The sequence below is a fragment of the Comamonas odontotermitis genome, from assembly GCF_040396735.1.
In the GTDB taxonomy this organism is placed as follows: domain Bacteria; phylum Pseudomonadota; class Gammaproteobacteria; order Burkholderiales; family Burkholderiaceae_C; genus Comamonas; species Comamonas odontotermitis_C.
Genome location: NZ_JBEBNZ010000004.1, coordinates 152,268 through 177,921, shown reverse-complemented (window position 1 = coordinate 177,921; position 25,654 = coordinate 152,268). Strand labels below are relative to the sequence as shown.

The following is a 25,654-nucleotide window of genomic DNA, read 5'->3' as shown; positions in this document are numbered from 1 at the left end:
CTGCATGGCCGGTGCGCTGGTCCGCCATGCGACCGCCCCATGAAAAAGCCAGCACGGTTTTCGACCTGCAGGCTGCTTTTCTCAGAGGCCTGCGCCCGACTGACCTCTGCTTACAGCAGCGACTTGGCATTGTCGAGCACAAGATCACAGGCCTTTTCCTTGGCCTTGCCCTTGATGCTGTCGAGACTGAACGACTGGCCATTGGCACCCTTGATCATGCCTGCCAGCCCGCTGGCATAGCCCTCATCCTTGGGCTCTTCCTTCTGGCCCAGGCCGATCTTGCCAAGCAACTGGTTCTTCATCTGCGCTGCCTTATCGGCATTCAGATAGTTGTTCTTCATGCAGTAGGTAATGACGCCTGCGGCATTGCTCGCTGTGCCAGAGCCTGTCAGACCCAGGCCCGAGAGCGACGATGCGTCGCCACCACCCAGTGCACCGCTCAGCGCAGAGGCCGCCGATGACGAACTGCCGCTGGAGCCCGTGGCACCGCTCAACTGGCCCTTGACCGCATCGCCCAGCCCCGAAGCCTGGGCCACAAAGCCGGCGCTGCCCAGGGCAGCCAGCAAAAAGGCGGAGATTGCAAGTTTCTTCATGGTGTTGGTCCTTTCCCAGTACGTTGACGGGCCCGTTCCCGCCCGAGGGGCTTACCGTAGCACGAAGGTGGTCGCTGCAAATGTGGAAGTTTGCAAACCCCACACCAGCATGTAAGAGCGTGTAGCCCCCTCACGCTTCTCGGCACACCCATGCATGCAACCCACCAAGCGCCTCTCGGTGCTGTCTTGTTTTTGACAGGGGCAAGCGGTATCACTCCCGCATCATCCGCCCACAGCAACTAGGAGATGCACGATGGCAGACAGGATCGGTTTTATCGGCTTGGGGCGCATGGGCAAGTCCATGGCGGCCAATTTGGTGAAAAAGGGGTTTGCGCTGAAGGTCCATGACCTGAACCAGACCGCCGTGAACGACCTGACAGCCATGGGGGCCGAGGCCGCGTCGGTGGCCGATATTGCGCGGGATTGCTCCATTGTCGTCACCATGCTGCCCTCATCCGTCGAAGTGGAGCAGCTGGCACTGGCAGCCGACGGCATATTTGCCAATGCAAGGCCGGGCTCCATCCTGATGGACATGAGCACCATCGATCCGCTGGCAACCGACAATCTGGCACGGCTTGCTGCTGCCAAGGGCCTGTCGGTGGTGGACGCTCCCGTGGGGCGCCTTGCCGAACATGCGGATCGGGGCGAATCCCTCTTCATGGTGGGCGCAAGCGATGCAGATTTTGCACGGGTCAAACCCCTGCTGGACGCCATGGGCACCACCACACACCATTGCGGCCCGGTAGGTACGGGAGGCCGCACCAAGCTGGTCAACAACTATGTGGCCGTCAGCCTGACGCAGGTGAACGCCGAGGCGCTGGCTTTGTCGCAGCGCTTTGGACTGGACATTACCAAAACCCTGCAAGTGCTGCTGGGCACCTCCGCCACCAACGGGCAGTTGCGCATGAACTTTGCCAACAAGGTACTGGTGGGTGACACCACGCCCGGATTTACGATCGACCTGGCACACAAGGACATGTCGCTTGTGGTGAATGCCGCGCACGCCGCAAAAGTGCCCATGCCGGTGGCCGCTGCCGTGCACGAAAGCTACAGCCTGGCGCGCGCCAGCCAGCACGGCAGCATCGATTTCTCCGGAATGGCCGACGTGGTGTGCGAGCTGGCCAAAATTGACAAGCCGCGGGTTCCCAAAGGTTGGACACCGGGTTGAACCTGCACAGACGGAAACCCGATCAAAAAGGCCTGCTGAGTCATTCTGCAGGCCTTTGCGCTTTACTGGCGGATGCAATTTGCTATCAATTGACAGGATTGCAAACGCAGAGCATTCAGCGCGCAGCTGCGGTCCGCGCCTCCACACGTGCACGCAGCGAAGCCAGCAACTCCTCTGGCAAAAACCGCAATGCCAACTGCAGCAGCAGATATGCGATCACGCCGTCATCCAGCCAGCCAAGCACGGGGATGAAGTCCGAGACCAGATCAATGGGGCTGATCACGTACAACGCCGCCAGTACCGTCACCAGCTTGGCGGCCTTGGGCGCACGCGGATCCCGCAGCACAGCCCAGGCAAGCAGCAATTCCTTGCGAAACATCGTCAGCAGGCGACCGAGCTTCCACATGGCGCAGACTCCTTCAAAATGAAACGGACGAGACTCTAACGTGCGGGCTGGCCGGGGGATGACAAGACTCTGTGTATATTTTTACAAGCCTTCCAGACTTGCGAAAGGCAAGACTTCTTGATGAAACCGGCCTGCAGCAGACACCCCATGCCCGCAACAGCTCCTTATTTAATAGCAAGTAACCGATCATGACATTACCCATTCAGCCTGACATCGAAGCCACCTGGCGACGTGGAGACAAGGTGCAAGCCATCAAGCAACTGCGCGAAGCGACCGGCCTGGGTCTGGCAGAAGCCAAGGCCATGCTGGAGGACATGCTGGATGGCGAGCCACTCGCAGTGGACGGCGCAACACGCCAGCAACTGGCGCCCGCCATCGAAGCAGCGCTGGCCCGGGGCGACAAGCTCGCGGCGATCAAATTGCTCAAGGACGCGACCAGTATCGGTCTGAAGGAAGCCAAGGACCGTATTGAATCCGGTGATCCGCAGCAGTGGCAGGCCACCGGCCTCGAAACCCATGCTGCCCGCCCCGCCAGCGACGCGCACTCTGCGCCTGGCGCCGCATGGCAACAACCGGGCTATGAGCCCGGCCGCACGCAAGGCATATCAGCAGGCCAGCGTGCATTGATCGGACTGGTGATGGCAGGGCTGGCTGCCGCAGCTTGCTGGTATTTTGGGCTGCTGTAGCAGATGCAGGCAAGCCACCAACCCATTCATGAAGAATTGCCGAAGCGCATCGCACATCTGCATTCATGCAATCAAAACCACCAATTTATTCATAGAAGAATTAATTCATTAAGAATATCATCTTTTATGAATATTTCTGACCATATTTTGTCGCATCAGGCATTCAGCGATCTCCTATAAAATATTCATAGATATCCTTAAAACAAGAAAAATAGTACCATCTATGAATGCCACGCCAGAACACATCGCCCGCTGACTATCCCCAAGCGGTGCTCCAGCAGATTGAACAGCTGGCGCACAATATCGCCATCGCGCGAAAGCGCCGCGGGGAATCGCAGGCGCAATGGGCGAAGAAACTCGGCATCTCCCAGCCCACCATGGCTCGCATCGAGCGCGGAGACCCCTCTGTTGCCATGGCATCGTACGTGATGTGCATGTGGCTGATCAACCAGGCCCAGGGCCTGGCCGATCTGGTAGCCCCCCTGAACGACCACGCGGCGCTGGAGAAGGAAGTGGCCAAGGTTCGTGCCAAACGCAGGCCTGCAAATTCGCCATACTCCGCGCCCGAGGCTCGCAACGCCCCCGCAGCCAACCCGATCACGGGCCAGTACCCACCCCGAGTGGCCGAGCCAGCCAAAGCCTGGTCCACGGCCCAGGGCCTGGCCGCCCTGATGGCCGGATCCACCAGCAAGAAGCACGATGGCTGAACCCAGCATCAATGCCCGCAGCTACCTGCCGCAGGACCAGTTGTATGTATGGGCCTTGGTGAACCCTGCAGCACCTGTGCTGGTAGGTACGCTGAGCCTGTCACAACTGGTGCCTGATTGCGCCACCTTCGTCTACGCACCGCCGTGGTGGAACTTTCCGCTCAGCGAAGACCTGCCCATCGTAGCCAACCAGCTTTTCAGCGCCGGAGAGCCAGCCAGCGCACCAGGAGCGATGGATGACGCACGCCCCGACCGCTGGGGCGAGCGCATCATCCGGCATATCGACCGGCCTGCCCGGCTGTCGATTCTGGAAATGCTGCTATTTGCTGGCGACGACCGTTTTGGCGCCTTGGGTGTTTCCGTCTCGGCAGACGAATACATTCCGCGTGCGCTAGGCCCCTACCCCCGCCTGCAGGATGTGGCCCAGTTGGCAGCTGCAGTCGAAGACGTGCAGGCCCAGGCGCCCATCACGCCCGACATTCGGCGCCTGGTGCAGCCCGGTGTCACCCTGGGTGGTGCGCGCCCCAAGGCTTTGCTGCAGACGGAGCAAGGCAACTGCGTCATCAAGTTCAGCGAGCTGGACGACCCGGTAGACACGCCCCTGATCGAGCACGCCACCATGACTCTCGCCGCAAAGGCAGGCATTCGGGCTGCAGCCACCGGTGTACTGCCGCTGCCTTCGCGCCATGGCAAGGCACGGCATGCACTCACCATTGAACGTTTTGACCGCGCAGGCCCGTACCGCGTGCACTGCCTGTCTGCCAAAACTGCGCTGCGAGCCGCCGGCCTGCCTGAAAGCTACAGCGCCCTGGCCACCATCTTGCTGCGCCTGGGCCATCCTGAGCGGCAGGTGGCCATGCGCGAAGAGCTGTTCAAACGCATGGTGTTCAATATCCTGACGGACAACACCGACGACCATGAACGCAACCACAGCATCAGCCTGAACCTGGCCGATGGCTACTACGACCTGACACCCGCCTATGACGTAGTGCCCAGCCTGCAGAACCTGGGCTACCAAGCGATGGCCGTGGGCCGCATGGGCTCGGAGTCCTCCCTTGAAAACGCATTGTCCGAAATCAACGATTTCGGCATCAAAAGGCAGCGCGCCATAGCACTGGTTCAGCAAGTAGCCCAGGTGGTGGACGGTTGGCAGGCACATTTCGTGCAGTCCGGCGTGTGCGCTGCAGACATGGCGCTGCTGCATGCCAGCATTGACCGCGATGCACTTCGCCTGCAGCGCAAGGCGTACCTCTCAGCCAGTATCCCGGTCTCGGTACCTTGATGCAATCTTGATAGCACCGTGCGCAGTCTAGATGCGCGCTAAATGGCAGCGTTCCTACATTGGAGGCCTCTCCACCAAGGGCTTGCATCCCAAGCCTCCCTGTATGAAACCTGTCGCCATCCTCCAGCATGAAACCTCGCAAGGCCCGGGCGTATTGCTCGATCATCTGCGGCAGCGCGGCATCTCCTATGAGCTGATTTCCCCCTGCGACGAGGGTAGAACTCCCATGCGCGCGCGTGACTATCGCGGCATCGTCGTGCTCGGAAGCAACCACTGCGCCAATGAACAACTGCGCTGGATCGAGCAAGAACGCTGCCTGCTGCAAAACGCGCTGGCTGGTGACGTGCCCGTGCTCGGCCATTGTTTTGGCGCGCAGATGCTGGCCCGCGCCATGGGCGCGCGCGTGTGGCGCAACCCCTGCGCCAATATCGGGTGGAGCCGCGTGTGGATCACCCCACACGCGCAGGCACGCATGGATTTGCCCGCACAGGCCACCATCTTCAACTGGCACTACGACACCTTTGAGATCCCGCAAGGCGCCACCCGCACCATGTACGGCAGCCACTGTCTGAACAAAGGCTTTGTGCATGGCCCGCACTGGGCTTTTCAAGGCCATCTGGAAGTCACGGCCCAGAGCGTGCGTGACTGGTGCAATGAAGGAGCGCCCGAATTGCGCGAAGCGGGTGGCCCAGCCGTGCAGACCAGGGCGCAGATACTGGCGCAGCTGCCCATGCATATCAACCAATTGCACCAGATCGCAGCGCGTACCTACAGCGCCTGGACTGCGCAGCTGCAGCGCCCCCGCCTGTTTTTCATGCCCCCGTGGGGAGAGGCGCGTCTGGCGCTGGCGTAAGCCTGGAGGGCTGCTGCGCCTGGGCTCCCTTCGACGCCACCGCACCGCCACTTCGGCCAACATCACACAAAGCAAAAGCCGGTGCATCGCTGCACCGGCTTTACAGGTTGGCGAGCCGAAAAGGTTTACACCTTCAGCACGGCCACGCCACCCATGTACGAACGCAGGACTTCCGGCACGGTGATCGAACCGTCGGCGTTCTGGCAGTTCTCCAGAACAGCCACCAGGGTGCGGCCCACGGCCAGTCCCGAACCATTCAAGGTGTGCACCAGCTCGTTCTTGCCTTGCGCATTCTTGAAGCGGGCCTGCATGCGGCGTGCCTGGAAGGCTTCGCAGTTGCTCACCGAGCTGATTTCCCGGTAGGTATTCTGTGCAGGCACCCACACTTCCAGGTCGTAGGTCTTGGCGGCGCCAAAACCCATGTCGCCGGTGCACAGGCTCATCACCCGGTAAGGCAGGCCGAGCTTTTGCAGCACATGCTCGGCGTGGGTGGTCATCTCTTCCAGGGCTTCATAGCTCTTGTCGGGATGGACGATCTGCACCATCTCCACCTTGTCGAACTGGTGCTGGCGAATCAGGCCGCGCGTGTCGCGGCCGGCCGACCCGGCTTCCGAGCGGAAGCACGGGCTGTGCGCGGTCAGCTTGATGGGCAACTGGTCTTCGGCCAGCACTTCGTCACGCACCAGGTTGGTGAGCGGCACTTCGGAGGTCGGGATCAGGTATAGCGCCGAGGTATCGGGCACCGGCTCTGCATCCTGGCCACCCTTCTTGGCAGCAAACAGGTCTTGCTCGAACTTGGGCAGTTGGCCGGTACCCTTGAGCGAATCACTGTTGACGATGTAGGGCACATAGCACTCGGTGTAGCCATGGTCGCCGGTCTGCGTATCGAGCATGAATTGCGCCAGCGCGCGGTGCAGGCGGGCGATCTGGCCCTTCATCACCGTAAAGCGCGAACCGGCCAGCTTGACGCCTGATTCAAAATCCAGCCCCAGCGGCGTGCCCAGGTCCACATGGTCCTTGATCTCGAAATCAAAGGCCTTCGGTGTACCCCAGCGGCGCACTTCCACATTGCCCTCCTCATCGGCGCCTACAGGCACCGATTCGTGCGGCAGATTGGGCACGGCCACCAGCATGGCCTGCAGCTCGGCCTGAATCTGGTCAAGGCGCGCAGCCGATTGCTCTAGCTCGGTCTTCATGGCGGCCACTTCGGCCTTGGCGGCCTCGGCGGCATCCTTCTCGCCCTTGCCCATCAGCATGCCGATCTGTTTGGACAGTTGGTTGCGCTTGCTTTGCAGCTCTTCGGTTCGGGTCTGGATGGTCTTGCGTTCCGCTTCCAGCGTCTTGAAAGCGTCAACGTTCAAAAATGCCTGGGGGTTCTTGCGGGTCTGCAGGCGTGCGACGACCGCGTCCAGGTCTTTTCGGAGTAGCTGAATATCGAGCATGGTGTCCTCTTGGAATTCTTAGCAATGCTTGGCAATTCGCGGTGGCGGGCCGGTGGGCAGCCCGTGACCGGGAATTCTTTTAGTTTTTTGGCCGCTATCGCCCTGTCAAAGAGCGCTGGCAGCTACGAATTTGATAGTATTTTCAGTGCCCCGTCTCCGGGGATCGGGCGGAGATTTCGAGCCCACCCACATCGATCTTCAAGCCCTTGGGCAGCGGAAACTTGACGGTCTCCTGAATGCCATCCATCTTGCGCACGCTGACGGCGCCCAGTTCCTTGATCCGGTCGATCACCTGCCCCACCAGTACCTCGGGCGCCGAAGCACCGGCAGTGAGGCCTACGCGTGCAATGCCGTCAAACCATTCCGGCTTCAACTCATCGGCGTTATCCACCATGTAGCCGGGTGTTCCGAGCTTGACGGCCAGCTCCCGCAGGCGGTTGCTGTTGGAGCTGGTGGGACTGCCCACCACGATCACCAGATCGACCTGCTGGCTCATCACCTTGATGGCATCCTGCCGGTTCTGCGTTGCATAGCAGATATCCTGCTGCTTTGGCTCGCGGATCTGCGGGAAGCGCGCCTTGACGGCTGCAGTGATCTCGGCAGCGTCGTCCACGCTCAGTGTCGTCTGCGTCACCACGGCCAGCTTTTCGGTCTGCCCGGGGTTGACCCTGGCTACATCCGCCACGTCTTCCACCAGATGAATGCCTTCGGACAGCTGCCCCATCGTGCCTTCGACCTCGGGATGCCCCTTGTGGCCGATCATGATGAACTCATAGCCTTCCTTGGCGAGCTTGGCAACTTCGACATGCACCTTGGTCACCAGCGGGCAGGTCGCGTCAAAGATGCTGAAACCGCGACGCTCGGCCTCCTGCTGCACCGCCTTGCTGACGCCGTGGGCGGAGAAGATCAGGGTGGCACCCGGTGGCACATCGTCCAGCTCTTCGATGAAGATGGCGCCCTTGGCCTTCAAATCGTTCACCACGTAGGTGTTGTGCACGATCTCATGGCGCACATAGATGGGCGCGCCAAATTTTTCGATTGCACGCTCGACGATCTCGATGGCCCGATCCACCCCTGCGCAGAAGCCGCGCGGCTCGGCCAGAACGATTTCTTGCGGTCGCAGCATGCTCAAAGCACCCCGATCAGCTTGACCTCAAACGTCACCGGCTGGCTCGCCAAAGGGTGGTTGAAGTCAAATTGCACGGCGCCGTCATCGCGCACCTGCAGAGCCACCCCAGCGTATGTGCCGCTGCCATCGGGCGTAGGAAACTGCACCACATCGCCCTGGGTGTACTGCTCCATCGGGTCACCCAGTTCATTGAGCAGCCTGCGTGCCACCCACTGCACCATGTCGGCATTGCGCTCTCCAAAGGCAATGCCGGCAGGCACATGGAACGTGGTGTGCGCCCCTTCGGGCAGACCCAGCAACAGGTTTTCAACCTCGGGCGAGAGCTCGCCCATGCCCAGAGACAAGGTGGCAGGCTTGCCCTCGAAAGTATTGATCACATCGCCCGCCGGGCCGGCCAGGCGGTAGTGCAAGGTCAGAAACGATCCGGGTTGTACCACTGGCGCATCGGCAGGCAGCGGCGTCACGGGGGCCATCGGAGTAGTCATGCAAATCCCTATAAACTGGTTCGTATTGTAGGTTGTAGGGTGAAACCCTGCACCAAAACCAACTCCGCCTGCCCATGAAAGACCTGCCCCCAGACAGCCTGCCACGCGAAAAGCTGCTGGCACGCGGCCCCAATGCCTTGACGGATGCCGAGTTGCTGGCCATCGTGCTGCGCACCGGCATGGCGGGCAAAGGCGTTCTTCAGTGGGCCAATGAACTGCTGGCCCCCTGTACTCCCCAGTCCAGGAACAGTTTTGGAGGTTTGTCGGGATTGCTGCAAGCCAGCGACGCCGATTTGCGCGAGGTCAAAGGACTGGGCCCTGCCAAGCGGGCCGAGTTGATGGCTGTGCTGGAGCTGGCACGCCGTGCCATGGCCCAGCAGTTGCAGCAACGCACCGTGCTGGACGGCGCTGCCCCCGTCAAAGCGTTTCTGCAGTTGCATCTGGCCCACAGGCAGCACGAAGTGTTTGCCGTGCTGTTTCTGGATTGCCACCACCAGCTGATTGCGCTGGAAGAACTCTTTCGGGGCACGCTGAGCCAGACCAGCGTCTATCCACGCGAAGTGGTGCTGCGCGCACTGCACCACCACTGTTCAGCCGTGATTTTGGCGCACAATCACCCCAGCGGCCAGGTGGCATCCAGCCAAGCCGACCGGCAGCTGACGCACACCCTGAAGGCCGCGTTGGCGCTGGTGGATGTGAATGTGCTGGACCATATCATCGTTGCGCCTGGCGCCGCGCTGTCGATGGCCGAGGAAGGTGAGATGTGAGCAAACAGGAGAAAGCAGCAGCGGCTGCATCTCTCAGGGATTTGAAACAGCTGCGCAAGGCTCTGGCCGCATTTGCAGGCGAACAGGCGGCGCAGCGCAAGGCCGAGGAGCAGGCGCGTCAGCTGGCACTTCGCCAAGCCGAGCGCGACCGGGAACTCTTTCGCAGGGCGGTGGGCGCCGTGCGCCCCCTGCCACGCCATAACCACGTCATTCAGGACAACGTCCCGCCCGACCCACTGCCGCTGCAGCACTGGGCGGATGAGGAGCGGGTGCTGATCGAGGCCATGAGCGACGAATTCGATGCCAGCACGCTGCTCGATACCGACGAACAGCTGAGCTTTCGCCGCAAAGGCATTGGCCGCGACGTGGTGCACAAGCTGCGTGCAGGGCATTGGAGCATCCAGCGCCAGATCGACCTGCACGGCCTGCGGACCGACGAGGCGCGCGAGGCGCTGGGCAGTTTCATCCGTCTGTCGCACCGCCAGGGCTTGCGCTGTGTGCGCGTTGTACACGGCAAGGGCCTGGGATCGCCAGGACGCATGCCGGTGCTCAAGGGTCGTGTCCACAGCTGGCTGGTGCAGAAAAATGAAGTGCTGGCCTTTGTGCAGGCCCGCCCGGCAGAAGGTGGAGCGGGCGCCCTGGTGGTGCTGCTGCGGCCCACGCAAACCGGTACGGGCGCGGCTGCAGCGGCCGATGCCTTGCTGCAGATGCAGAAGCTGGCGGACGCGTCGCAACCACTACCGGCACCCGATCCGGTGGCGGAACAGGTTGCGCTCTGGGCCGCTCAATTTCGCAGCCCGAAGAAGCGCTAGCCCCGGCGGCTCAGGCCTCGTGCCTGGCTTGCGGCAAGGCGGCCGCAAACGGATTCACCCAGCGCTGCTCACCCTCCTGCAACGGCAAGGCATCCTGCTCCTGCCCGTAGATGCGGGCGATGCGCTCTTCCAGGCTGGGGTGCGATGCCAGCCAGTTCACACCACCCAGGTGCCAGGCATCATGCAGTGCATCGCTGTCCTCCACATCCACCAGCAACATATGCGCAACCAGTGGCGACCGCAGGCCCGAGCCGCCGCGCAAGCCTGGCGAGCTTTGCATGGCAGCCGCTTCGTGCGCATGGTCCTGCAGCCACAGCGCCTTGCGCAGCGCGCGGCCCAGGCCATCCGGGTTGCGCGTCCACTGCACCGCATGGGCATCGGCCAGATGCTCGCGCTGTCGCGACACGGCCGCCTTCAACGCCTGGCCGGCCAACCAGCCCAGCCACCCCACGGCCATCAGCGGCCAGCCAAAAACAGGCACGCCGCGTTCGGACCATTCCTCGCCATAGTTGAACAGCATCTCCAGGCCAAACACATAACCGGCCAGCTCCATGTTGAGCCGCGTGTCCCCTTCGCGCAGGTGCGACAGCTCATGCGCCACCACGCCTTTCAACTCGTCCCGGCTCAGATACTCCAGTGCCCCCATGGACACCACAATGACCGCATCCCTGGCCTCCCAGCTGGCAGCGAAGGCATTGAGGGACATGTCGCGCGGAAGCACCATGGCCTGCGGTAACTGGGCACCAGCGGCAATACACAGCTCCTGCACGATATTGGCGTATTGCTGCTCTGCATGCGACAGTGCAGGCCGCACTTCACGCGCACCCAACTGCCTTGCCAGATGCAGGCCACCCTGCTTGAGGTTGTCGCGCTTGATCCAGGCACCCCCCAGAACCATCAGGGTGACCAATCCCACATTGGTTGCCAGAAAGCCGGTGGGGTATGTGACTGCAGCTTGCCCCAGCGTCAGCGGCGTGGTTGCCACCATGAGAAGCGCCGGAATCCAGAACACCAGCGCCAGAGCCAGGTGCACCGACACCACGATACCCAGCACCAATAGCAAAAAGGCCCCGAGGAGGCCTTTGGTGCTGCGCCGTGCATCGACCTGGAAATCCCAGAACTTCATCACGGTAAAAAATGAAAGCTTTTCCGACCATGGCGCACAGCTGATGCGCGCTGACAGCTATCAAAATTGAACACGTATGGCTTCACGTTCTTGTGCATTCTGCGTGGACTGCAGCATGGGCAGCGCGGGAAAGCCCAGGAGAGCTGCAACCACAATGGCCGGAAACGCCTTGGACGCGTTGTTGAACTCCAGCACCTGGTCGTTGTATGCCTGGCGCGCGTAGCCAATGCGGTTTTCCGTGCTGTTGAGCTCTTCGCTGAGCGAGCGCATGGTGGCATCGGCCTTCAGTTCCGGATAGCTCTCGCTCACCACCATCAGGCGGCTCAATGCCCCGCCCAATACGCCCTCGGCGGCCACCATGGCCTGTGCCACCTCGGGCTTGCCGGGCGCCGTGCGCAACGCGGTGGCTGCGGCCTGGGCCTGACCGCGCGCGCGGATCACCGCCTCCAGCGTCTGCGACTCGTGTTCGAGATACTTTTTGGCAACCGATACCAGATTGGGAATCAGGTCGTACCGGCGTTTGAGCTGTACATCAATCTGCGCCAGTGCATTGACCGTACGGTTGCGCAACTCCATCAATCGGTTGTACACCACGATGCCCCACACGATCAGCACTGCAAACACAGCTGCCACCACCATCCAGGTTGTGTTCATGTTCCCTCACCCATCCTCTCTCTATTTTTGGTGGGGCCATTATGGAGCCTTGCCTGTGCGAAGCAAGAATATTCGTACTTGATGTACATCAGGTTTTACCTGGATTTTGTTGCGTTTATGCACTCATCACCCTCTATGCACAAACGCTTCTGAACGTGCAAGCCAGGCGTCAGACACCCCGGTTGCGCATCCAGTCTGCCGTCTGGAAGAAGCTTTGCTGCAGGCGCGTTCGCAGCTTTTCGTCAACACCTACGTCGCCCATGGCCTGGTCTATGCACGCCAGCCACTGGTCGCGCTCGGCAATGCCAATGGAAAACGGCATGTGCCGCATCCGCAGGCGCGGATGACCAAAACGGCTGATGTAGTGATCGGGCCCACCCAGCCAGCCGCATAAAAACCAGAACAGCTTGTCGCGCGCATCATCGAGACTGTTGCCATGGGCGGCTCGCAGCTCCCCATAGCCTGACTCCAGATCCATCAGGTCGTAAAAGCGATCCACCAGGGCGCGTACCCGGGACTCACCGCCAATCCATTCAAACGGCGTATCAAATGGGGGCTTTTCTTCAATTTGCATACCACGGTCAATTCAATGTCAGTTTGAAGCGAAATATACCGCCAGCACTTGACAGATGAATGCTGGCAGCTATCAATCCGATACGGCGCAATGTCTATTCGGAGGCTTCCCGCAAGGTCACCACCACCGGCCGGCGCAGCACTTCGCGCAGCCCCCACCAGCCAGCCAGCAGGGCCAGTACTGCACCGCAGGCCCCTCCTGCCAGAGGCACCCACCAGCGGGGCGTCCAGGCGAAGTCGAACACATAGCGGGCCAGCGCCCAGCCAATGGCCACGGCCACCACGCTGGCCAGGACGCCCGCCAGCAAGCCCACGCCAGCCAACTCGGCACGCTGCACCTGGCGCAACAATTGCGCGCGCGCGCCCACCGCACGCATGATGGCAAACTCCCGCGCTCGCTCCTCCCGCGTTGCGGTGATCGCCGCAAACAGCACCACCAGACCCGCAGCCAGCGTGAACCCGAAGAGGAACTCCACCGCCCGGATGACCTGGTCCAGCACCCGCTGCAACTGCGCCACCGTGGCACGCAGATCGACGTTGGTGATGTTGGGAAACTCGCGCACCAGCGCATTGTCAAAGCCCGCCACATCGGGTGCCCGGTAGGCGGCCAGATAGGTCACAGCCACATCATCGAGATGACCCACCGGGTACATGACGAAGAAATTGGCCCGCATCGACCCCCAGTCCACCTTGCGCAAGCTGGTGATGGTGCTTTCGCGCTGCACGCCGCCCATGTCGAACAGCAGGCGGTCGCCCAACTGGAGGCCCAGGGTCTTGGCAATGCCCTCTTCCACGCTGACGCCCTGGGCGTCGCCTGCCACCCATCGGCCCTGCACCACCTGGTTGTGTTCTTGCAGCTCGGTGCTGTTCGAGATGTTGAACTCCCGATCCACCAGGCGCTTGGCGCGGTCCTCGGTATAGTCCTGCGGTCCCACGGCCTTGCCGTTGATCTGGATGAGCCGGCCACGAATCATCGGGTACCAATCCACCTTGCTGATGCCAGCCCGCTCCAGCGCGGCCCGAAAGGCGTCGGACTGGTCCGGCATGATGTTGATGACAAAACGGTTCATCGCATCGGGCGGCGTGGTCTGGCGCCAGGTCTGGATCAGGTCGGTGCGCAGCAGCACCAGCAGCACCAGTGCCATCAGGCCCACGGCCAGGCTGCTGATCTGCACCACCGCAAATGCGGGCCGTGCTGCCACCTGGCGTGTCGCCAGCACCAGCCACTGTGGCGCAGTTGCCTCGTGCACACCGCGGCGCAACACGGCAATTGCCGCAGCGCTCAGCAGCGCAAACACCAGCACGGCGGCGGCAAAACCGCCAACTGCGATACCGCCCAATGCCCAATCACCGCTCACCAGCATCAACAGTGCAGCAAAACCAGCCATCCCCACCAGCAGCACCGAGGCCGACGCTGGCCGCATGGCACCCAGCTCTCGCCGCAGCACCCGCAGCGGCGGCACCCTGGCCAATTGCAATACCGGCGGCAAACCGAAAGCCAGCAGCAAGGTCATGCCCATGCCCAGGCCGATGCCGATCGGCCAGGCGCTGGCTGCAGGCAACTCCACCGCCAACAGTCCCGCCATCAAGCCGATGAACAGATAGTGCATGGCAAAGCCCAGTGCGACACCGATCAGGCTGGCTGCCAACCCGACTGCCAGAAACTCCACCAGGTAGGCTCCGGCAATGTCCCGCTGCGAAAGGCCCAGCACCCGCATCAACGCGGCACTGCCCAGATGCGCATTGGCAAAGGTGCGTGCCGCCAATGCCACTGCCACGGCAGACAGCAAGGCGGCCAGCAGGGCCACCAGGTTCAGGAATTTCTGCGCGCGGTTGAGCGTCTGCTCCATCTCCGGGCGGCCGCTTTGCAGCGATTCCACGCGCACGCCATGGCTGTCCGGAGCCGCCACCTGCTGCTCCGCCCACTGCAGAAACTGCGCCGACGCCTCCGGTGCTCCAGCCACGGCATAGCGATACACCAGACGGCTGGCCGGCTGCACTAGGCCCGTGGCTTGCAGGTCACTCCAGCGCATCATCACGCGCGGCGCGAATCCCAGAAACCCGGCGCTCCGGTCTGGCTCAATGGTGATGATGCGGCCAATCCTGAATGCCTGGTCCCCCAGCCACAGCGATGCACCCATGCGCAGGCCCAATGCATCCAGCAGACCCGCGTCCACCCAGACCTCGCCTTGCGCGGGAATCCCCTCTGCAGCTGCGTCGGCCCCATCGACCGCCTGCGCAACGCGCACCCGGCCACGCAATGGATAGCCATCCTGCACGGCCTTGAGCCCTACCAGGCGGGTTTCGCCGCCATCCGCGTCAGCGGCCCGCCCCATGGTGGGAAAGCTCACCGTCGCCACCCCTTGCAGGCCAAGCTGTTCCACCTTCTTGGAGAACGCCGCAGGCGTCGGGTTGTCGCTGACGATGACCACATCGCCCCCCAGCAGCTGGCTGGCGTCGCGCTGCAAGCCCGCCTGCAACCGGTCCGAGAAAAAACTGACCGAGGTCAATGCTGCTACCGCCAACGCCACGGCAACCAGCAGCAAACGCAGCTCGCCCGCGCGCCAGTCACGCACTAGGTTTCGCCATCCGATTCCGAAAATCTTGTGTCCCATGACTGAAACATAACTGATGCGAGCTATTCCCCAGCAGCCGGTGGATATCCACGATGAACGATCACTCCGCACCTGCAGCCCACGGGTAGACGCGCCCCCCTTTGGGGGATTGCAACCCCGTGCATGAGTGATGAATGCAGAGCCTTGGAGCCTGGGCGCGAGCCAGTTACGATATGCGGCACGCTTGCCCTCTCGCTTTTCATTCCATGGATACGCTGCTTTCACTATGAACACAGCCTGTTTTTCAGACACACAAGCCCAAGGAACTGGTCCGAGCCATGCTGGAGATACTGCAAAAACGCACTCAGCTTGAGCCCGCACACCGGCACTCCTCTCGATCTGAACGAAGGGATGCAGCATGCGGCCTATCAAGCACGGAAGGAATATGCATGAGAGCCTCCCTCACTGCCAGACTCGGCCAGCTTTGCGCGCCGCAATGGAAAGCCTTGTGCCTGGCCGTCGCCTGTGCAGCGCCATCTGTGCAGGCCGCGCCCGAAGGTGTCAGCAGCGGCAGTTGCGAAGTCGTGGTTGCAGGCATCATGCGCACCAGCGACTACCTCTACCGCTACGAAGGCGGTTGCAAGGGTGGTATTGCGGAAGGCCAGGGCACCGCCAGCTGGCAGCTTCGCCACGCTCCCGATGCGCCGCCCACCACCTGGAGAGGCCGGTTCAGCCAGGGCGTGTTTCTGGAGAACAAACACACCGTTGGCGCCCGCCGCGTGGACAACACCCGTGTACTGCTCGACATGGGCTCCCTGCCCGCGCCCAAAGGTGCACAGCCCGGCCGCCTGTGGGTGGAGAGCCGCGTGGACGGCAAGCTGCCTGCACCGGCCTGCCAGCCTCTGGGGCTGCAGGTATCGGCCAACGGCAATCTAGCAGACGATGCGCTCGCCAAGGACTGGCTGGATCGGGCCTATGCACACTGGCAATCCCTGTGTCCAGATGGCGCTGCAGGCAGCATCAAGGGTGGCTTTCTGCGTGTCAGCCTGCAGCGGGGCAGCGACTGGTCGCCGGATTCCAATGGCAATATTCCCAGCGGGGTGGTTCAGGCCACGAAGCAGTTGCGCAAACAACCTCAAGAATGGACCAGCTATCGCAACGAGGCTTCGCAGCAACAGGCGCGCCTGCAGCAGGACCAGCAGGAGGCCAAAGACCTGCAGGCCAACCGGGATCGTATCCAGACTTTCGCCAGGAAGACCGGCGCAGGCCAGCTGGTGTCGCTGGAAGCCTTGGAAAAGAACCCTTTCCGCTTCGACAAGCAGGTCATTCTGGTGGCTGTGCGCATGGCGGCCGCCCGCACTGCCACCGAAGCGGTGGTGCAACCTGCGAGGCGCACGCGTGGCGATTGGTCGCGCGTGCTGCTGCGCGGGGCCATCTCGGAATGGGATGAGCAAGGTCGCGTGGCTGCGGTACGGGTCAATGGCCGCTCCACCGACAAGGCCACGGAAGACGCCGTGGTGCTGGAACTGGTGGACAGCCAGCGCTGCAATGCACCCAACTGCGAAGACTTTCTGCTGATGCCCGGCAGGCAATGGCTGCTTGATGAAAAATTCAGTGCGTTCACACTGACCGGCAACGTTCGTCTGGCCTTGAACAGGCCCTGACTATCCTACCTGCTGCAACCCTTCTGCCAGCGCACTGCCCGAAAGCGCCAGACGCACCAGCCAGCGGCTATCGGCCTGCCGCACCTTCACCCAGCCCGGGCCTGCACTGGCGTTCGCGCCCAAGGCCACGTCGCCCATCAGGCTCAACTCCCGCATCAGCACGCTGGCACTGGCCCCCAGATGCTTGGCCAGGCGTGGCAGCGAGACCTCTGCCCCGGGAGCATCCTGCAGCTCCACCAAGGCCAGCAGGATTTGGGCCGCCAGGGGCAATGCGTCACGCTGCGTCATGGGCAATCGCGGCGCGCTCCAGAACCACTGGAATCGACTTGGAAGTGGGCGTGCCCGCACGCTCTGCCACCGCCGTCAAGGGCACCAGCGGATTCGTCTCCGGGTAGTAGGCCGCCAGATTGCCGCGCGGCGTATCGTAGGCCACCAACCTGAAACCATCGGCCCGGCGCTCCACGCCGTCGTCCCACACGGTGCGGATATTGACCCAGTCGCCATCCCGCATGCCCAGTTCGCGGATGTCTTCGGCATGGATGAACAGCACGCGGCGCTGGCCGAACACGCCACGGTAACGGTCATCCATGCCATAGACCGTGGTGTTGTACTGGTCGTGCGAGCGTGTGCTCTGCAAGGTGAAAACGCGCTGCCCCGGCGAGCGCTCGCGGGCACGCTGCAGCGGCGTATTGCGGGGCAAGCCATGCGCCTGGAAAGCTGCCTTGCCCGAGGCAGTGGTCCATACCCGCTCGCTGGCCGTATTGCGCAGACGGAAACCTCCGGGCACCGCCACGCGCTGGTTGAAGCCGGCAAAATCCGGAAAGACCTTCTCGATCTCGTCACGGATCAGGGAGTAATCCTGCGCCAGCGCCAGCCAGTCCACCTGGCTGCGCGCGCCCAACGTCGCATGTGCCAGACGGGCGATGATCGCAGGCTCGGAGAGCAGGTGTTCGGACGCTGGCGGGTTGATGCCCATCGAGATGTGCACCATGCTCATCGAGTCTTCCACCGTCACACCTTGCGCCTTGCCGTTTTGCAGATCGATTTCGGTGCGCCCCAGGCATGGCAGGATCAGCGCCTCTCGCCCATGCACCACGTGGCTGCGGTTGAGCTTGGTGGTGACATGGACCGTCAGATCGCAGCGCTGCAGTGCCTGCCAGGTGGCAACCGTGTCGGGCGTCGCGGCCGCAAAGTTGCCGCCCAGCGCAAAAAACACCTTGCCTTTGCCATCTCGCATATGGGCAATGGCTTCCACCGCATCGACACCATGCGCGCGCGGCGGCTCGAACCCATACACATCGTGCAGCCGGTTCAGCAGATCGGCAGACGGCTTTTCCCAGATGCCCATGGTCCGGTCGCCCTGCACATTGCTGTGGCCCCGCACCGGACAAGGCCCTGCACCGGGCCGGCCGATGTGGCCGCGCAACAGCAGCAGGTTGGTGATCATCTGGATGGTGGTCACCGAATGCGCGTGCTGGGTAATGCCCATGCCCCAGCATGCGATGACGCTGGGAGCCCCCAGATACACGTCTGCAGCAGCGCGCATCTGCGCCTCGGTCAGGCCCGCCATGGCTTCCAGTTCTGCCCAGCCTGCGCCCTGCACACTGGCGGCCAGCGCTTCCAGACCCGTGGTGTGTTCAGCGATGAACGCATGGTCCAGTACGCCATCCCGCCCGCTTGCGTGCGCTGCGGCCTCCTGCTCCAGCACATGTTTGACCATGCCGGTGACCGCCGCCAGATCGCCACCAATGCGCAGCTGAAAATAATGCGTGCTGATGGGCGTTGAGCCCAGTGTTGCCATCTCCAGCTTGTCCTGTGGATCAGCAAAACGCTCCAGCCCGCGCTCACGCAGCGGGTTGAAGCTGACGATACGTGCACCGCGCTTGTGCGCCGCGCGCAACTCGCCCAGCATGCGCGGGTGGTTGGTGCCAGGGTTCTGGCCAAAGATGAAGATGGCGTCCGCCTTCTCAAAATCAGCCAGTTCGACCGTTCCCTTGCCAACCCCGATCTGCTCGCGCATCGCCGTGCCGCTGGGCTCATGGCACATGTTGGAGCAATCGGGAAAGTTGTTGGTGCCGTATTGGCGCACAAACAGCTGGTACAGAAAGGCCGCCTCGTTGCTGGCCCGGCCCGATGTGTAGAAGATCGCCTGGTTCGGGTCCGGCAGCGCGTTCAGGTGCCTGGCAATGATGCCAAAGGCTTCCTCCCAGGCAATTGGCCGGTACTTGTCGCTTGTCGCGTCATACACCATCGGATGCGTGAGGCGGCCCTGGTCTTCGAGCCAGTAGTCGCTGTGCGCAGCCAGCGCCTGCACGGTATACCGCTCAAAAAGCCCGGGGCCTGCGCGGCGGGCGGTGGCCTCCGCTGCCACGGCCTTGACGCCGTTCTCGCAGAACTCGAAAGTCGAGGCATGGTTGCGGTCGGGCCATGCACAGCCCGGACAGTCAAATCCATCGGGCTGATTGGCAGACAGCAGGGTCTTGGCGCCCTTGAGCGCAATGTTCTGGTTCAGCAGCGTATTTTTTACGCTGTTGAGAGCGCCCCAGCCCCCGGCAGGGCCCGGGTAGAAGGCAATTTTCTGTTCTTGCATGGCAAACATCCCGACGAACGAGATCGGCAAATGAATGCTCGCATTTCAGTCGCAAGCTTGACCATGGTCAAATTCTTTATCGCAATGCCGACATTCAATATAAAAATGTGAGCTATCGGCGCTTTCTGGATAAGCACTTGTAGCCGATTTCCTCAAGAATGTTGCAATGCACCCGCATGGTGCAGGCACAGCGTGTGCCAGGCTGGCAATGCCATCAACGCCAGCGCGGCCTGCAAAGCAGGCATCGCAACCTGGGCCTGCTGGTAGATGAAGGCGACCTCGCTGTGCACCACAGGCTCCACCAGCGGTGCAGCATGCACACCAGGCATGTGACGCACCGTGGCCAGTACAGCCCCCGGCACGATGCTGGCGAGCCCGCCTTCCAGCACCGCCTGCAACAGGGCCTGCACGGAATTGGTCTCCAGTACCGGGCACGGCTGCACCCCCACGGAGGCAAACGCGCGCTGCACGATCTGCCGGTTGTGCATGTCGGGGGTCAACAGGCACAGCGCCTGCTGGCCTGCCTGCACCCAGGGCATGCACTCCTCCCAATGCAAACCGGCCTGATCGCCATCCAACCTGCGCAGCAGGTAATAGTGCTCCTGGTATTGCGGCAGGCACTGGGTACGCGGGCTGCTGATGCGATCGCTGTAGCCCAGCGCCAGATCCAGGCTCAGCGCTTCCAGCCCACGCTCGATATCCGGTGAGCTCATCGAATGCAGCACCGGCAGAACGCCAGGATGCTGGCTGCGCAGCATGGTGGCAAAGCGCACCAGCATGGGCATAGCAGTGGGTACGGCTGCCATGCGCAGAAGACCTTGCAATTGACCCGCTTGCGCGCTCAAGGATTGGCGCAGCAGCTCTTCTTTTTGCAGCATTTCGAGCCCGGTCTGCAAAACCTGCTCGCCTTCGGGCGTCAGACCGGCAAAGACACGGCCACGGCGCACGATTGCCACACCAAACTCCTGCTCCAGCGCACGCAGCGCGTTGGACAGCGCGGGCTGCGTGATGTGGCAGGCCTCGGCTGCCCGCGCAAAATGGCCATGCGCGTTGAGCGCAGCCAGGTAGCGCATGGCAGCCAGAAGGTTCATCAGGTATTGCTGCTGACGGTGATGGTGGGGAACTTGCTGGAAAAGTCCTTGGCCTGTTGCGCGATCTTGACGGCAATGCTGCGTGCCACCTGGCGGTAGATGCCGGCAGCTTCGCTGGTGGGCGCCGCCACCACGGTCGGCGTTCCGCTGTCGGCCTGCTCGCGGATCTGCAGCGACAGCGGCAGCGCGCCCAGGTAATCAAGCTGGAAGTCTGCCGCCATATGCTTGCCGCCATCGGCGCCAAAGATGTGTTCCACATGACCGCAGTGGCTGCAGACATGCATGGCCATGTTCTCGATCACGCCGAGAATGGGCACGCCCACCTTCTCGAACATCTTGATGCCCTTCTTCGCATCGAGCAGGGCAATGTCCTGCGGCGTAGTGACGATGACGGCCCCCGTCACCGGCACACGCTGGCTCAAGGTCAGCTGGATATCGCCGGTACCGGGCGGCAGATCGATCAGCAGATAGTCCAGATCCTTCCAGTTGGTCTGGCGCAGCATCTGTTCGAGCGCCTGCACGGCCATCGGGCCACGCCAGATCATGGCCTGGTCCTGGTCCACCAGCAAACCGATCGACATGACCTGCACGCCGTGGTTCAGCTTGGGCTCCATGGTCTTGCCATCGGTGCTTTCGGGCTTGCCCGACACGCCCAGCATCATCGTCTGACTGGGGCCGTAGATGTCCGCATCGAGCACGCCCACGCGCGCGCCTTCGGCGGCCAGCGCCAGCGCCAGATTGGCAGTGGTGGTGCTTTTCCCCACGCCGCCCTTGCCCGAGGCTACCGCAATGATGTTCTTGACACCCGGCAGCAGCGGCACGCCACGCTGGGCAGCATGCGCCACCACCTTGCTGGAAATGGAGACGGAGACGTTCTCGACGCCTTCCACCGTCCGGGCCGCGGCAATCAGCCGGGTGCGCAGGCCGGCAAACAGGGTTTGGGCCGGATAGCCCAGTTCCACATCAAAAGCGACATCGCCGCCGTTGATTTGCACATTGCGCACGGCACGTGCCGCCACCAAATCCTTGCCCGTTTGCGGGTCCTGTACGCTGGCCAATGCGGCCAGCAACGCCTGTTGTGTTACTGCCATCGTGTTTTCTATTCCTGAGACAGCAATAAGTCTAGCGAAGCTGGCTTGTCCTTGCGAAGCAGCGACAATCACGGACTTGCCCGCTCCTGCGGAACCCCACTTCTCTGATGGAAAGACCTGCGCCCGTGAAACTGAAGATGGCCGAAAACTCCGTGTTTGCGATTTTGCTGCGTTCGTCGTGGTGGATCAGTGTGGTGGTGGGTGCCATCATCGTCTTGCTGTGCCTGGCCCTGCTGCCCAAGGACATCCGGTTTGTAGGCGCTACTGGCAGCCTGCCATTCTTCGTGATCGGCGCCATGGCGGCCAAACGGCAGTGGAAAGCGCCCAGCAGCGCAGCCACCGAAGCCCTGCTGGCCCGTGCCGCCAGCCTGCCCGCTCGCGACCTGCAGGCCTGGCTCACGCAAGCGTGGCAGGCAGAAGGCTATACCGTTACCACGCGCCAGCAGGCTGATGCCGACATTCAGCTGGCGCGCGATGGCCAGCTCACCCTGGTGCAAACCAAGCGAAGCAAGGCCGGTGTGCATGGCATCGAGCCGTTGCGTGCCCTGCACAGTGCCGCACAAGAAAACGGTGCTTCCTGCGCGTACGTTTTGCTGCAGGGCGATTTGAGTGAAAACGCGCGTTTGTTTGCGCGCGATCAAAAAATTACCGTGCTACAGAACAACGAACTGGCGGCACTTCTGCACAAAACGCCCCGACCCTAGCCATTGCAGACAATTGCAGACGCCTCAACCAGAGGCGTTTTTTGATTCCTGGCCCGCATGTGGCCCAGTATGTGTGCCTGGCGCACCTGAAAAATGCCAGTGCTTGCCCGCGCCGCGCTCGCACTTCGGCTATCGTGGCGCCATGTCGACCGCATTGCACCACAGTCCGCATGACGCCCTCACCGCGATTGTCCTGTCTGGCGGTGGCGCCCGAGCCGCCTACCAGGTGGGAGTGCTCCAGGCCTTGTCGCGCCTGCGGCAAAACGCCGGAGAAGACCACGCGCCCACCCCCTTCCCGATCGCGGTGGGTACATCCGCCGGGGCCATCAATGCCGCGGGCCTTGCCTGCGGCGCCGACCATTTCGATCGGGCCGTGCAGCGCCTCTCGCGCGTATGGCGCAATTTCTCGACCAGCCAGGTCTACCGCGCCGACGCCTTTGGTGTTGCGCGCAGCGGGGCGCGCTGGCTCAGCCTGCTGACCCTAGGGTGGGCGCTGACCCGCTGGCACCACAGCAAGCCGCGCTCGCTGCTGGACAACACGCCGCTGCTGCAATTGCTGCAGGCCGAGTTGCCGCTCGAAAAAATCCCGCACCTGCTGCACAACGGTCAGTTGGCGGCGCTGGCCATCACCGCCTCCAGCTACACCACGGGAGAGCACATCACCTTCTACGAGACCGGCCCGCATGTGCCCGGCTGGTCGCGCCTGCAGCGCCGCGCCATCCAGGACCGCATCACTCACCAGCATCTGATGGCCTCCTCGTCCATTCCGTTCATCTTTCCGCCCACCGAGCTGGATGTGCGCGGCCAATACAACTATCTGGGCGATGGCGCCATGCGCCAGACCGCCCCACTAGCCCCTGCAGTGCACCTGGGTGCCCAACGCATCGTGGTGGTTGGCGTTGGCCGTTCGCACGAAGTGGTCAATCTGCCGCAAGGCGAGCACCCACCCTTTCCCAGCCTGGCACAGGTCGCAGGCCATGCCCTGTCCACCATCTTTCTGGACGCACTGTCGCTGGACGTGGAGCGCGCCCAGCGCATCAACCACACCCTCAGCCTGATTCCGCCCCTGGAGCAGGCACGCAGCGCATTGCGGCCCGTGGATCTGCTGGTCTTCACGCCTTCGCAGTCGCTGGACGCCATTGCGCTGGCACACCTGCAAGAGCTGCCTACCCCGGTACGCGCGCTGCTGGGGGCCATGGGCGTCTCCGTGCACAACCACAGCATCGGCAGCGCGGCACTGGCCAGCTATTTGCTGTTCGAGCCCGGCTACACACGCGCGCTGATCGCGCTGGGGCGCGCCGACACCATGGCGCGCCAGGAGGAGGTGCGCGCCTTTTTCGACTGGCCCAGCCGGCGCTGAGGAGCCACTCACAACCAGATGGCAGGCAGGCAGACCTGTTACGATAAGCCGTCTCTTGCAGGTCCTGCGGTGCTGTCTGTGAATCCTCTGCGCATAGTGCGCGCCGTTCGTGCGCGTGATCGCGCCGCCAGCCACGTTGCAGCCTTGCAAGCCCACCTATTTTTGCAAGGGGTTGTTCATGCAACGTCGCCACTTTCTCCAACTCTCCAGCATCGCCGCGTCTGCAGGCAGCTTCGGCTCCGTCTTTGCAGCCATTCCCGCTGCGGCGGCCAACTGGCGCCAGTTCGAAGTCACCACCTTTGTCGACCTGAGTGAAAAAACCGCGCAGTCCAAGGTCTGGATTCCGGTGCCCGCCGCCGAACTGCCGGGCTACCAGCGCACCCTGGATGTGTCCTTCAGCGCCCCGGGCGCTACCAAGGCCGAGCTGTTTGCCGTGCCCGGCACCGATGTCCGCCTGATTGCCGTGCAGTGGGCAGACGCCGATAGCGCCCACATGGTAGAAGTCAAGAGTCGCATCGCGGTGCTGGACCGTGCCACCAACCTGGGCGCTGTCGGCACCGCCCGCAAGCTGCCTGCGGCACAACTGCGCCCCTACCTGCAGCCCACATCGCTGGCACCACTGGATGGCATCGTGAAGGAGACAGCCGACAAAATCCAGGCCGAAGCAGGCAAGCCGCAGGATGCCATTGGCAAGGCCCGCGCCATTTATGACTGGATGGTGGCCAACTGCACCCGCGACGGCTCGGTGGCCGGCTGCGGTACCGGTGATGTGCGCTACACCTTGACCAGCGGCAATCTATCGGGCAAGTGCGCCGACCTCAACGGCCTGTTCACCGCCCTCTCGCGCGCCAGTGGCGTGCCTGCCCGTGATGTGTATGGCGTGCGCGTCGACGACTCGGTGCACGGCTTCAAGAGCCTGGGCAAGAGCGGCGACATCTCCAAGGCTCAGCACTGCCGCGCCGAGTTCTACGCCGATGGCTATGGCTGGATTCCTGTCGACCCTGCCGATGTGGCCAAGGTTGCACTGGAAGAACAGCCCGGTGGCCTGCCCAAGGATGCTCCCAAGGTACGAGCCGCCCGCGCCATGCTGTTTGGCGGCTGGGAGGGCAACTGGATGGCCTACAACACGGCAGCCGATGTGCGCCTGCCCGGCGCTGGCCAGACCGTGGGTTTCTTCATGTACCCGCAGGGTGAAACGGCCCAGGGGCGCCTGGACAGCCTGGACCCGGCGCATTTCACCTACCGCATCACCTCCGCCAAACTGGCCTGAGGCCATGGCTCCCGCCCTGCTGCACCGCCGCCGCTGCCTGCAGCAGCTGGGCGGCGCTGCTGCCTGGCTCTCGGCCACGCTGGTGGGCCGCCAGGTGCAGGCGGCGCAGGATCTGGACCCGCGCGCAGTGGGCCAGTTGACCGCCTGGCCCCCTGGCAAGGCCAGGCCGGAGCTGAAGGCGCTGACCCGGGATGGCCAATCGCGCGGCCTGGCCAACTACGCAGGGGCGCCGCTCATCCTGAACTTCTGGGCCAGCTATTGCGCGCCCTGCCGCCTGGAGATGGCGCAGTTCAACCGTTTGCTGGAACAGTACCGCCCCCACGGGCTGCGCGTGGTGGCCGTCAACCACGGCGAAATGCCTGCGCGCGTGCTGCAGTTCCTGCAAACCGTGCCTTTTCATGGCGAAGTGCTGCTCGACCGCAGCCAGACGCAGTTGCCCGCCTGGGGCGGCATTGCCCTGCCGACCAGCTTCGTGCTCGATGCCCAAGGCCAGGTCCGCCTGTGGCATGTAGGTGAAATCGACTGGCTGGGCGCTCGTGCCCAGGCACAGCTGGCTGCGGTTTTGCAGGGCTAGTCGCCTTTCTTAACCGCAGGAATCCCCCCCGGCACCACAAACGCCTAAAATCCCTCGGTTCTGGTGCGCCGT

The 25,654-nt window shown here is 62.8% G+C and carries 24 protein-coding genes and 1 pseudogene; 12 read left to right on the top strand and 13 right to left on the bottom strand.

Annotation, left to right across the window (positions count from 1 at the left end):
* Positions 1–110: 110 nt before the first annotated feature.
* Positions 111–593: a DUF2501 domain-containing protein gene (locus tag ACH2DG_RS06460; RefSeq protein WP_395024905.1), complete on the bottom strand. Its 483-nt coding sequence runs from the start codon at positions 591–593 to the stop codon at positions 111–113.
* 253 nt (positions 594–846) lie between these two features.
* On the opposite strand from ACH2DG_RS06460, the gene ACH2DG_RS06455 reads away from it, so the two are divergent.
* On the top strand, positions 847–1,761 hold the full coding sequence (locus ACH2DG_RS06455; RefSeq protein WP_395024904.1) for an NAD(P)-dependent oxidoreductase: 915 nt from the start codon (positions 847–849) through the stop codon (positions 1,759–1,761).
* A gap of 115 nt (positions 1,762–1,876) precedes the next feature.
* On the opposite strand, the gene ACH2DG_RS06450 is transcribed toward ACH2DG_RS06455, so the two are convergent.
* Positions 1,877–2,167, bottom strand: coding sequence for a YkvA family protein (locus tag ACH2DG_RS06450; RefSeq protein ID WP_395024903.1), 291 nt, complete (start codon positions 2,165–2,167; stop codon positions 1,877–1,879).
* 188 nt (positions 2,168–2,355) lie between these two features.
* On the opposite strand from ACH2DG_RS06450, the gene ACH2DG_RS06445 reads away from it, so the two are divergent.
* The 4 genes from ACH2DG_RS06445 to ACH2DG_RS06430 all read left to right on the top strand — a co-directional run bounded on the left by ACH2DG_RS06445 (position 2,356) and on the right by ACH2DG_RS06430 (position 5,695).
* The gene (locus tag ACH2DG_RS06445; RefSeq protein WP_395024901.1) at positions 2,356–2,853 is read left to right on the top strand and encodes a ribosomal protein L7/L12; all 498 of its coding nucleotides are present in this window, start codon (positions 2,356–2,358) and stop codon (positions 2,851–2,853) included.
* 227 nt (positions 2,854–3,080) lie between these two features.
* Positions 3,081–3,560 carry an XRE family transcriptional regulator gene (locus ACH2DG_RS06440; protein WP_395024899.1) on the top strand — a complete coding sequence of 160 codons (480 nt, stop codon included), beginning with the start codon at positions 3,081–3,083 and terminating at the stop codon, positions 3,558–3,560.
* Complete coding sequence (locus ACH2DG_RS06435; protein ID WP_395024898.1) at positions 3,553–4,842, top strand: type II toxin-antitoxin system HipA family toxin; 1,290 nt, start codon at positions 3,553–3,555, stop codon at positions 4,840–4,842. Before ACH2DG_RS06440 ends, ACH2DG_RS06435 begins: the two co-directional genes overlap by 8 nt.
* Positions 4,843–4,945: 103 nt before the next feature.
* Entirely contained in the window at positions 4,946–5,695 is a 750-nt protein-coding gene (locus tag ACH2DG_RS06430; protein WP_395024896.1) for a type 1 glutamine amidotransferase, read from the top strand.
* Between the two features lie 125 nt (positions 5,696–5,820).
* On the opposite strand, the gene serS is transcribed toward ACH2DG_RS06430, so the two are convergent.
* The 3 genes from serS to ACH2DG_RS06415 form a co-directional block, all read right to left on the bottom strand.
* Positions 5,821–7,137: a serine--tRNA ligase gene (serS, locus tag ACH2DG_RS06425; RefSeq protein ID WP_224151502.1), complete on the bottom strand. Its 1,317-nt coding sequence runs from the start codon at positions 7,135–7,137 to the stop codon at positions 5,821–5,823.
* Positions 7,138–7,279: 142 nt separating this feature from the next.
* A complete protein-coding gene (ispH, locus tag ACH2DG_RS06420; protein ID WP_184706688.1) occupies positions 7,280–8,263 on the bottom strand; it encodes a 4-hydroxy-3-methylbut-2-enyl diphosphate reductase in 984 nt (327 codons plus the stop codon).
* 2 nt (positions 8,264–8,265) lie between these two features.
* The gene (locus tag ACH2DG_RS06415) at positions 8,266–8,751 is read right to left on the bottom strand and encodes a peptidylprolyl isomerase (RefSeq protein WP_395024894.1); all 486 of its coding nucleotides are present in this window, start codon (positions 8,749–8,751) and stop codon (positions 8,266–8,268) included.
* Positions 8,752–8,819: 68 nt separating this feature from the next.
* Here ACH2DG_RS06415 and radC point away from each other — a divergent pair, with 68 nt between their 5' ends.
* Positions 8,820–9,518, top strand: coding sequence for a DNA repair protein RadC (gene radC, locus ACH2DG_RS06410; RefSeq protein ID WP_395024988.1), 699 nt, complete (start codon positions 8,820–8,822; stop codon positions 9,516–9,518).
* Positions 9,515–10,177, top strand: a pseudogene (locus ACH2DG_RS06405) (Smr/MutS family protein); the annotation flags it as partial. The gene radC and the pseudogene ACH2DG_RS06405, both read left to right, overlap by 4 nt.
* A 163-nt stretch (positions 10,178–10,340) precedes the next feature.
* On the opposite strand, the gene ACH2DG_RS06400 reads toward ACH2DG_RS06405, so the two are convergent.
* The 4 genes from ACH2DG_RS06400 to ACH2DG_RS06385 form a co-directional block, all read right to left on the bottom strand.
* Positions 10,341–11,456 (bottom strand): M48 family metalloprotease, encoded by a 1,116-nt coding sequence (locus ACH2DG_RS06400; RefSeq protein WP_395024892.1) that lies wholly within the window; start codon positions 11,454–11,456, stop codon positions 10,341–10,343.
* A 60-nt stretch (positions 11,457–11,516) separates the two neighbouring features.
* Complete coding sequence (locus ACH2DG_RS06395; protein ID WP_224151498.1) at positions 11,517–12,110, bottom strand: LemA family protein; 594 nt, start codon at positions 12,108–12,110, stop codon at positions 11,517–11,519.
* A gap of 169 nt (positions 12,111–12,279) precedes the next feature.
* Positions 12,280–12,684 (bottom strand): group II truncated hemoglobin, encoded by a 405-nt coding sequence (locus ACH2DG_RS06390; RefSeq protein WP_395024890.1) that lies wholly within the window; start codon positions 12,682–12,684, stop codon positions 12,280–12,282.
* 94 nt (positions 12,685–12,778) lie between these two features.
* Entirely contained in the window at positions 12,779–15,298 is a 2,520-nt protein-coding gene (locus ACH2DG_RS06385) for an ABC transporter permease (protein ID WP_395024889.1), read from the bottom strand.
* Positions 15,299–15,687: 389 nt separating this feature from the next.
* Here ACH2DG_RS06385 and ACH2DG_RS06380 point away from each other — a divergent pair, with 389 nt between their 5' ends.
* On the top strand, positions 15,688–16,902 hold the full coding sequence (locus ACH2DG_RS06380) for a hypothetical protein (RefSeq protein ID WP_395024888.1): 1,215 nt from the start codon (positions 15,688–15,690) through the stop codon (positions 16,900–16,902).
* Here ACH2DG_RS06380 and ACH2DG_RS06375 read toward each other — a convergent pair whose 3' ends face one another.
* The 4 genes from ACH2DG_RS06375 to apbC all read right to left on the bottom strand — a co-directional run bounded on the left by ACH2DG_RS06375 (position 16,903) and on the right by apbC (position 21,674).
* Positions 16,903–17,190 (bottom strand): hypothetical protein, encoded by a 288-nt coding sequence (locus ACH2DG_RS06375; protein ID WP_395024887.1) that lies wholly within the window; start codon positions 17,188–17,190, stop codon positions 16,903–16,905.
* On the bottom strand, positions 17,177–19,492 hold the full coding sequence (locus ACH2DG_RS06370; protein WP_395024886.1) for an FdhF/YdeP family oxidoreductase: 2,316 nt from the start codon (positions 19,490–19,492) through the stop codon (positions 17,177–17,179). The genes ACH2DG_RS06375 and ACH2DG_RS06370 overlap by 14 nt, the downstream gene beginning before the upstream one ends.
* A 152-nt stretch (positions 19,493–19,644) precedes the next feature.
* Positions 19,645–20,583, bottom strand: coding sequence for a LysR family transcriptional regulator (locus ACH2DG_RS06365; protein ID WP_395024885.1), 939 nt, complete (start codon positions 20,581–20,583; stop codon positions 19,645–19,647).
* Positions 20,583–21,674 (bottom strand): iron-sulfur cluster carrier protein ApbC, encoded by a 1,092-nt coding sequence (gene apbC, locus ACH2DG_RS06360; RefSeq protein ID WP_395024883.1) that lies wholly within the window; start codon positions 21,672–21,674, stop codon positions 20,583–20,585. Before apbC ends, ACH2DG_RS06365 begins: the two co-directional genes overlap by 1 nt.
* A 125-nt stretch (positions 21,675–21,799) precedes the next feature.
* On the opposite strand from apbC, the gene ACH2DG_RS06355 reads away from it, so the two are divergent.
* The 4 genes from ACH2DG_RS06355 (at position 21,800) to ACH2DG_RS06340 (ending at position 25,582) form a co-directional block, all read left to right on the top strand.
* On the top strand, positions 21,800–22,378 hold the full coding sequence (locus ACH2DG_RS06355; protein ID WP_395024882.1) for a restriction endonuclease: 579 nt from the start codon (positions 21,800–21,802) through the stop codon (positions 22,376–22,378).
* Positions 22,379–22,520: 142 nt separating this feature from the next.
* A complete protein-coding gene (locus tag ACH2DG_RS06350; RefSeq protein WP_224151489.1) occupies positions 22,521–23,738 on the top strand; it encodes a patatin-like phospholipase family protein in 1,218 nt (405 codons plus the stop codon).
* Positions 23,739–23,916: 178 nt separating this feature from the next.
* Positions 23,917–25,008: a transglutaminase-like domain-containing protein gene (locus ACH2DG_RS06345; RefSeq protein WP_395024881.1), complete on the top strand. Its 1,092-nt coding sequence runs from the start codon at positions 23,917–23,919 to the stop codon at positions 25,006–25,008.
* Between the two features lie 4 nt (positions 25,009–25,012).
* Entirely contained in the window at positions 25,013–25,582 is a 570-nt protein-coding gene (locus ACH2DG_RS06340) for a TlpA family protein disulfide reductase (protein WP_395024880.1), read from the top strand.
* Positions 25,583–25,654 lie beyond the last annotated feature (72 nt).

What these genes read in the sequence shown, in the direction of transcription:
- ACH2DG_RS06460 (WP_395024905.1), bottom strand. Translation starts at nt 593, where the DNA reads ATGAAGAAACTTGCAATCTCCGCCTTTTTGCTGGCTGCCCTGGGCAGC.
- ACH2DG_RS06455 (WP_395024904.1), top strand. Translation starts at nt 847, where the DNA reads ATGGCAGACAGGATCGGTTTTATCGGCTTGGGGCGCATGGGCAAGTCC.
- ACH2DG_RS06450 (WP_395024903.1), bottom strand. Translation starts at nt 2,167, where the DNA reads ATGTGGAAGCTCGGTCGCCTGCTGACGATGTTTCGCAAGGAATTGCTG.
- ACH2DG_RS06445 (WP_395024901.1), top strand. Translation starts at nt 2,356, where the DNA reads ATGACATTACCCATTCAGCCTGACATCGAAGCCACCTGGCGACGTGGA.
- ACH2DG_RS06440 (WP_395024899.1), top strand. Translation starts at nt 3,081, where the DNA reads ATGCCACGCCAGAACACATCGCCCGCTGACTATCCCCAAGCGGTGCTC.
- ACH2DG_RS06435 (WP_395024898.1), top strand. Translation starts at nt 3,553, where the DNA reads ATGGCTGAACCCAGCATCAATGCCCGCAGCTACCTGCCGCAGGACCAG.
- ACH2DG_RS06430 (WP_395024896.1), top strand. Translation starts at nt 4,946, where the DNA reads ATGAAACCTGTCGCCATCCTCCAGCATGAAACCTCGCAAGGCCCGGGC.
- serS (WP_224151502.1), bottom strand. Translation starts at nt 7,137, where the DNA reads ATGCTCGATATTCAGCTACTCCGAAAAGACCTGGACGCGGTCGTCGCA.
- ispH (WP_184706688.1), bottom strand. Translation starts at nt 8,263, where the DNA reads ATGCTGCGACCGCAAGAAATCGTTCTGGCCGAGCCGCGCGGCTTCTGC.
- ACH2DG_RS06415 (WP_395024894.1), bottom strand. Translation starts at nt 8,751, where the DNA reads ATGACTACTCCGATGGCCCCCGTGACGCCGCTGCCTGCCGATGCGCCA.
- ACH2DG_RS06400 (WP_395024892.1), bottom strand. Translation starts at nt 11,456, where the DNA reads ATGAAGTTCTGGGATTTCCAGGTCGATGCACGGCGCAGCACCAAAGGC.
- ACH2DG_RS06395 (WP_224151498.1), bottom strand. Translation starts at nt 12,110, where the DNA reads ATGAACACAACCTGGATGGTGGTGGCAGCTGTGTTTGCAGTGCTGATC.
- ACH2DG_RS06390 (WP_395024890.1), bottom strand. Translation starts at nt 12,684, where the DNA reads ATGCAAATTGAAGAAAAGCCCCCATTTGATACGCCGTTTGAATGGATT.
- ACH2DG_RS06385 (WP_395024889.1), bottom strand. Translation starts at nt 15,298, where the DNA reads ATGGGACACAAGATTTTCGGAATCGGATGGCGAAACCTAGTGCGTGAC.
- ACH2DG_RS06380 (WP_395024888.1), top strand. Translation starts at nt 15,688, where the DNA reads ATGAGAGCCTCCCTCACTGCCAGACTCGGCCAGCTTTGCGCGCCGCAA.
- ACH2DG_RS06375 (WP_395024887.1), bottom strand. Translation starts at nt 17,190, where the DNA reads ATGACGCAGCGTGACGCATTGCCCCTGGCGGCCCAAATCCTGCTGGCC.
- ACH2DG_RS06370 (WP_395024886.1), bottom strand. Translation starts at nt 19,492, where the DNA reads ATGCAAGAACAGAAAATTGCCTTCTACCCGGGCCCTGCCGGGGGCTGG.
- ACH2DG_RS06365 (WP_395024885.1), bottom strand. Translation starts at nt 20,583, where the DNA reads ATGAACCTTCTGGCTGCCATGCGCTACCTGGCTGCGCTCAACGCGCAT.
- apbC (WP_395024883.1), bottom strand. Translation starts at nt 21,674, where the DNA reads ATGGCAGTAACACAACAGGCGTTGCTGGCCGCATTGGCCAGCGTACAG.
- ACH2DG_RS06350 (WP_224151489.1), top strand. Translation starts at nt 22,521, where the DNA reads ATGTCGACCGCATTGCACCACAGTCCGCATGACGCCCTCACCGCGATT.
- ACH2DG_RS06345 (WP_395024881.1), top strand. Translation starts at nt 23,917, where the DNA reads ATGCAACGTCGCCACTTTCTCCAACTCTCCAGCATCGCCGCGTCTGCA.
- ACH2DG_RS06340 (WP_395024880.1), top strand. Translation starts at nt 25,013, where the DNA reads ATGGCTCCCGCCCTGCTGCACCGCCGCCGCTGCCTGCAGCAGCTGGGC.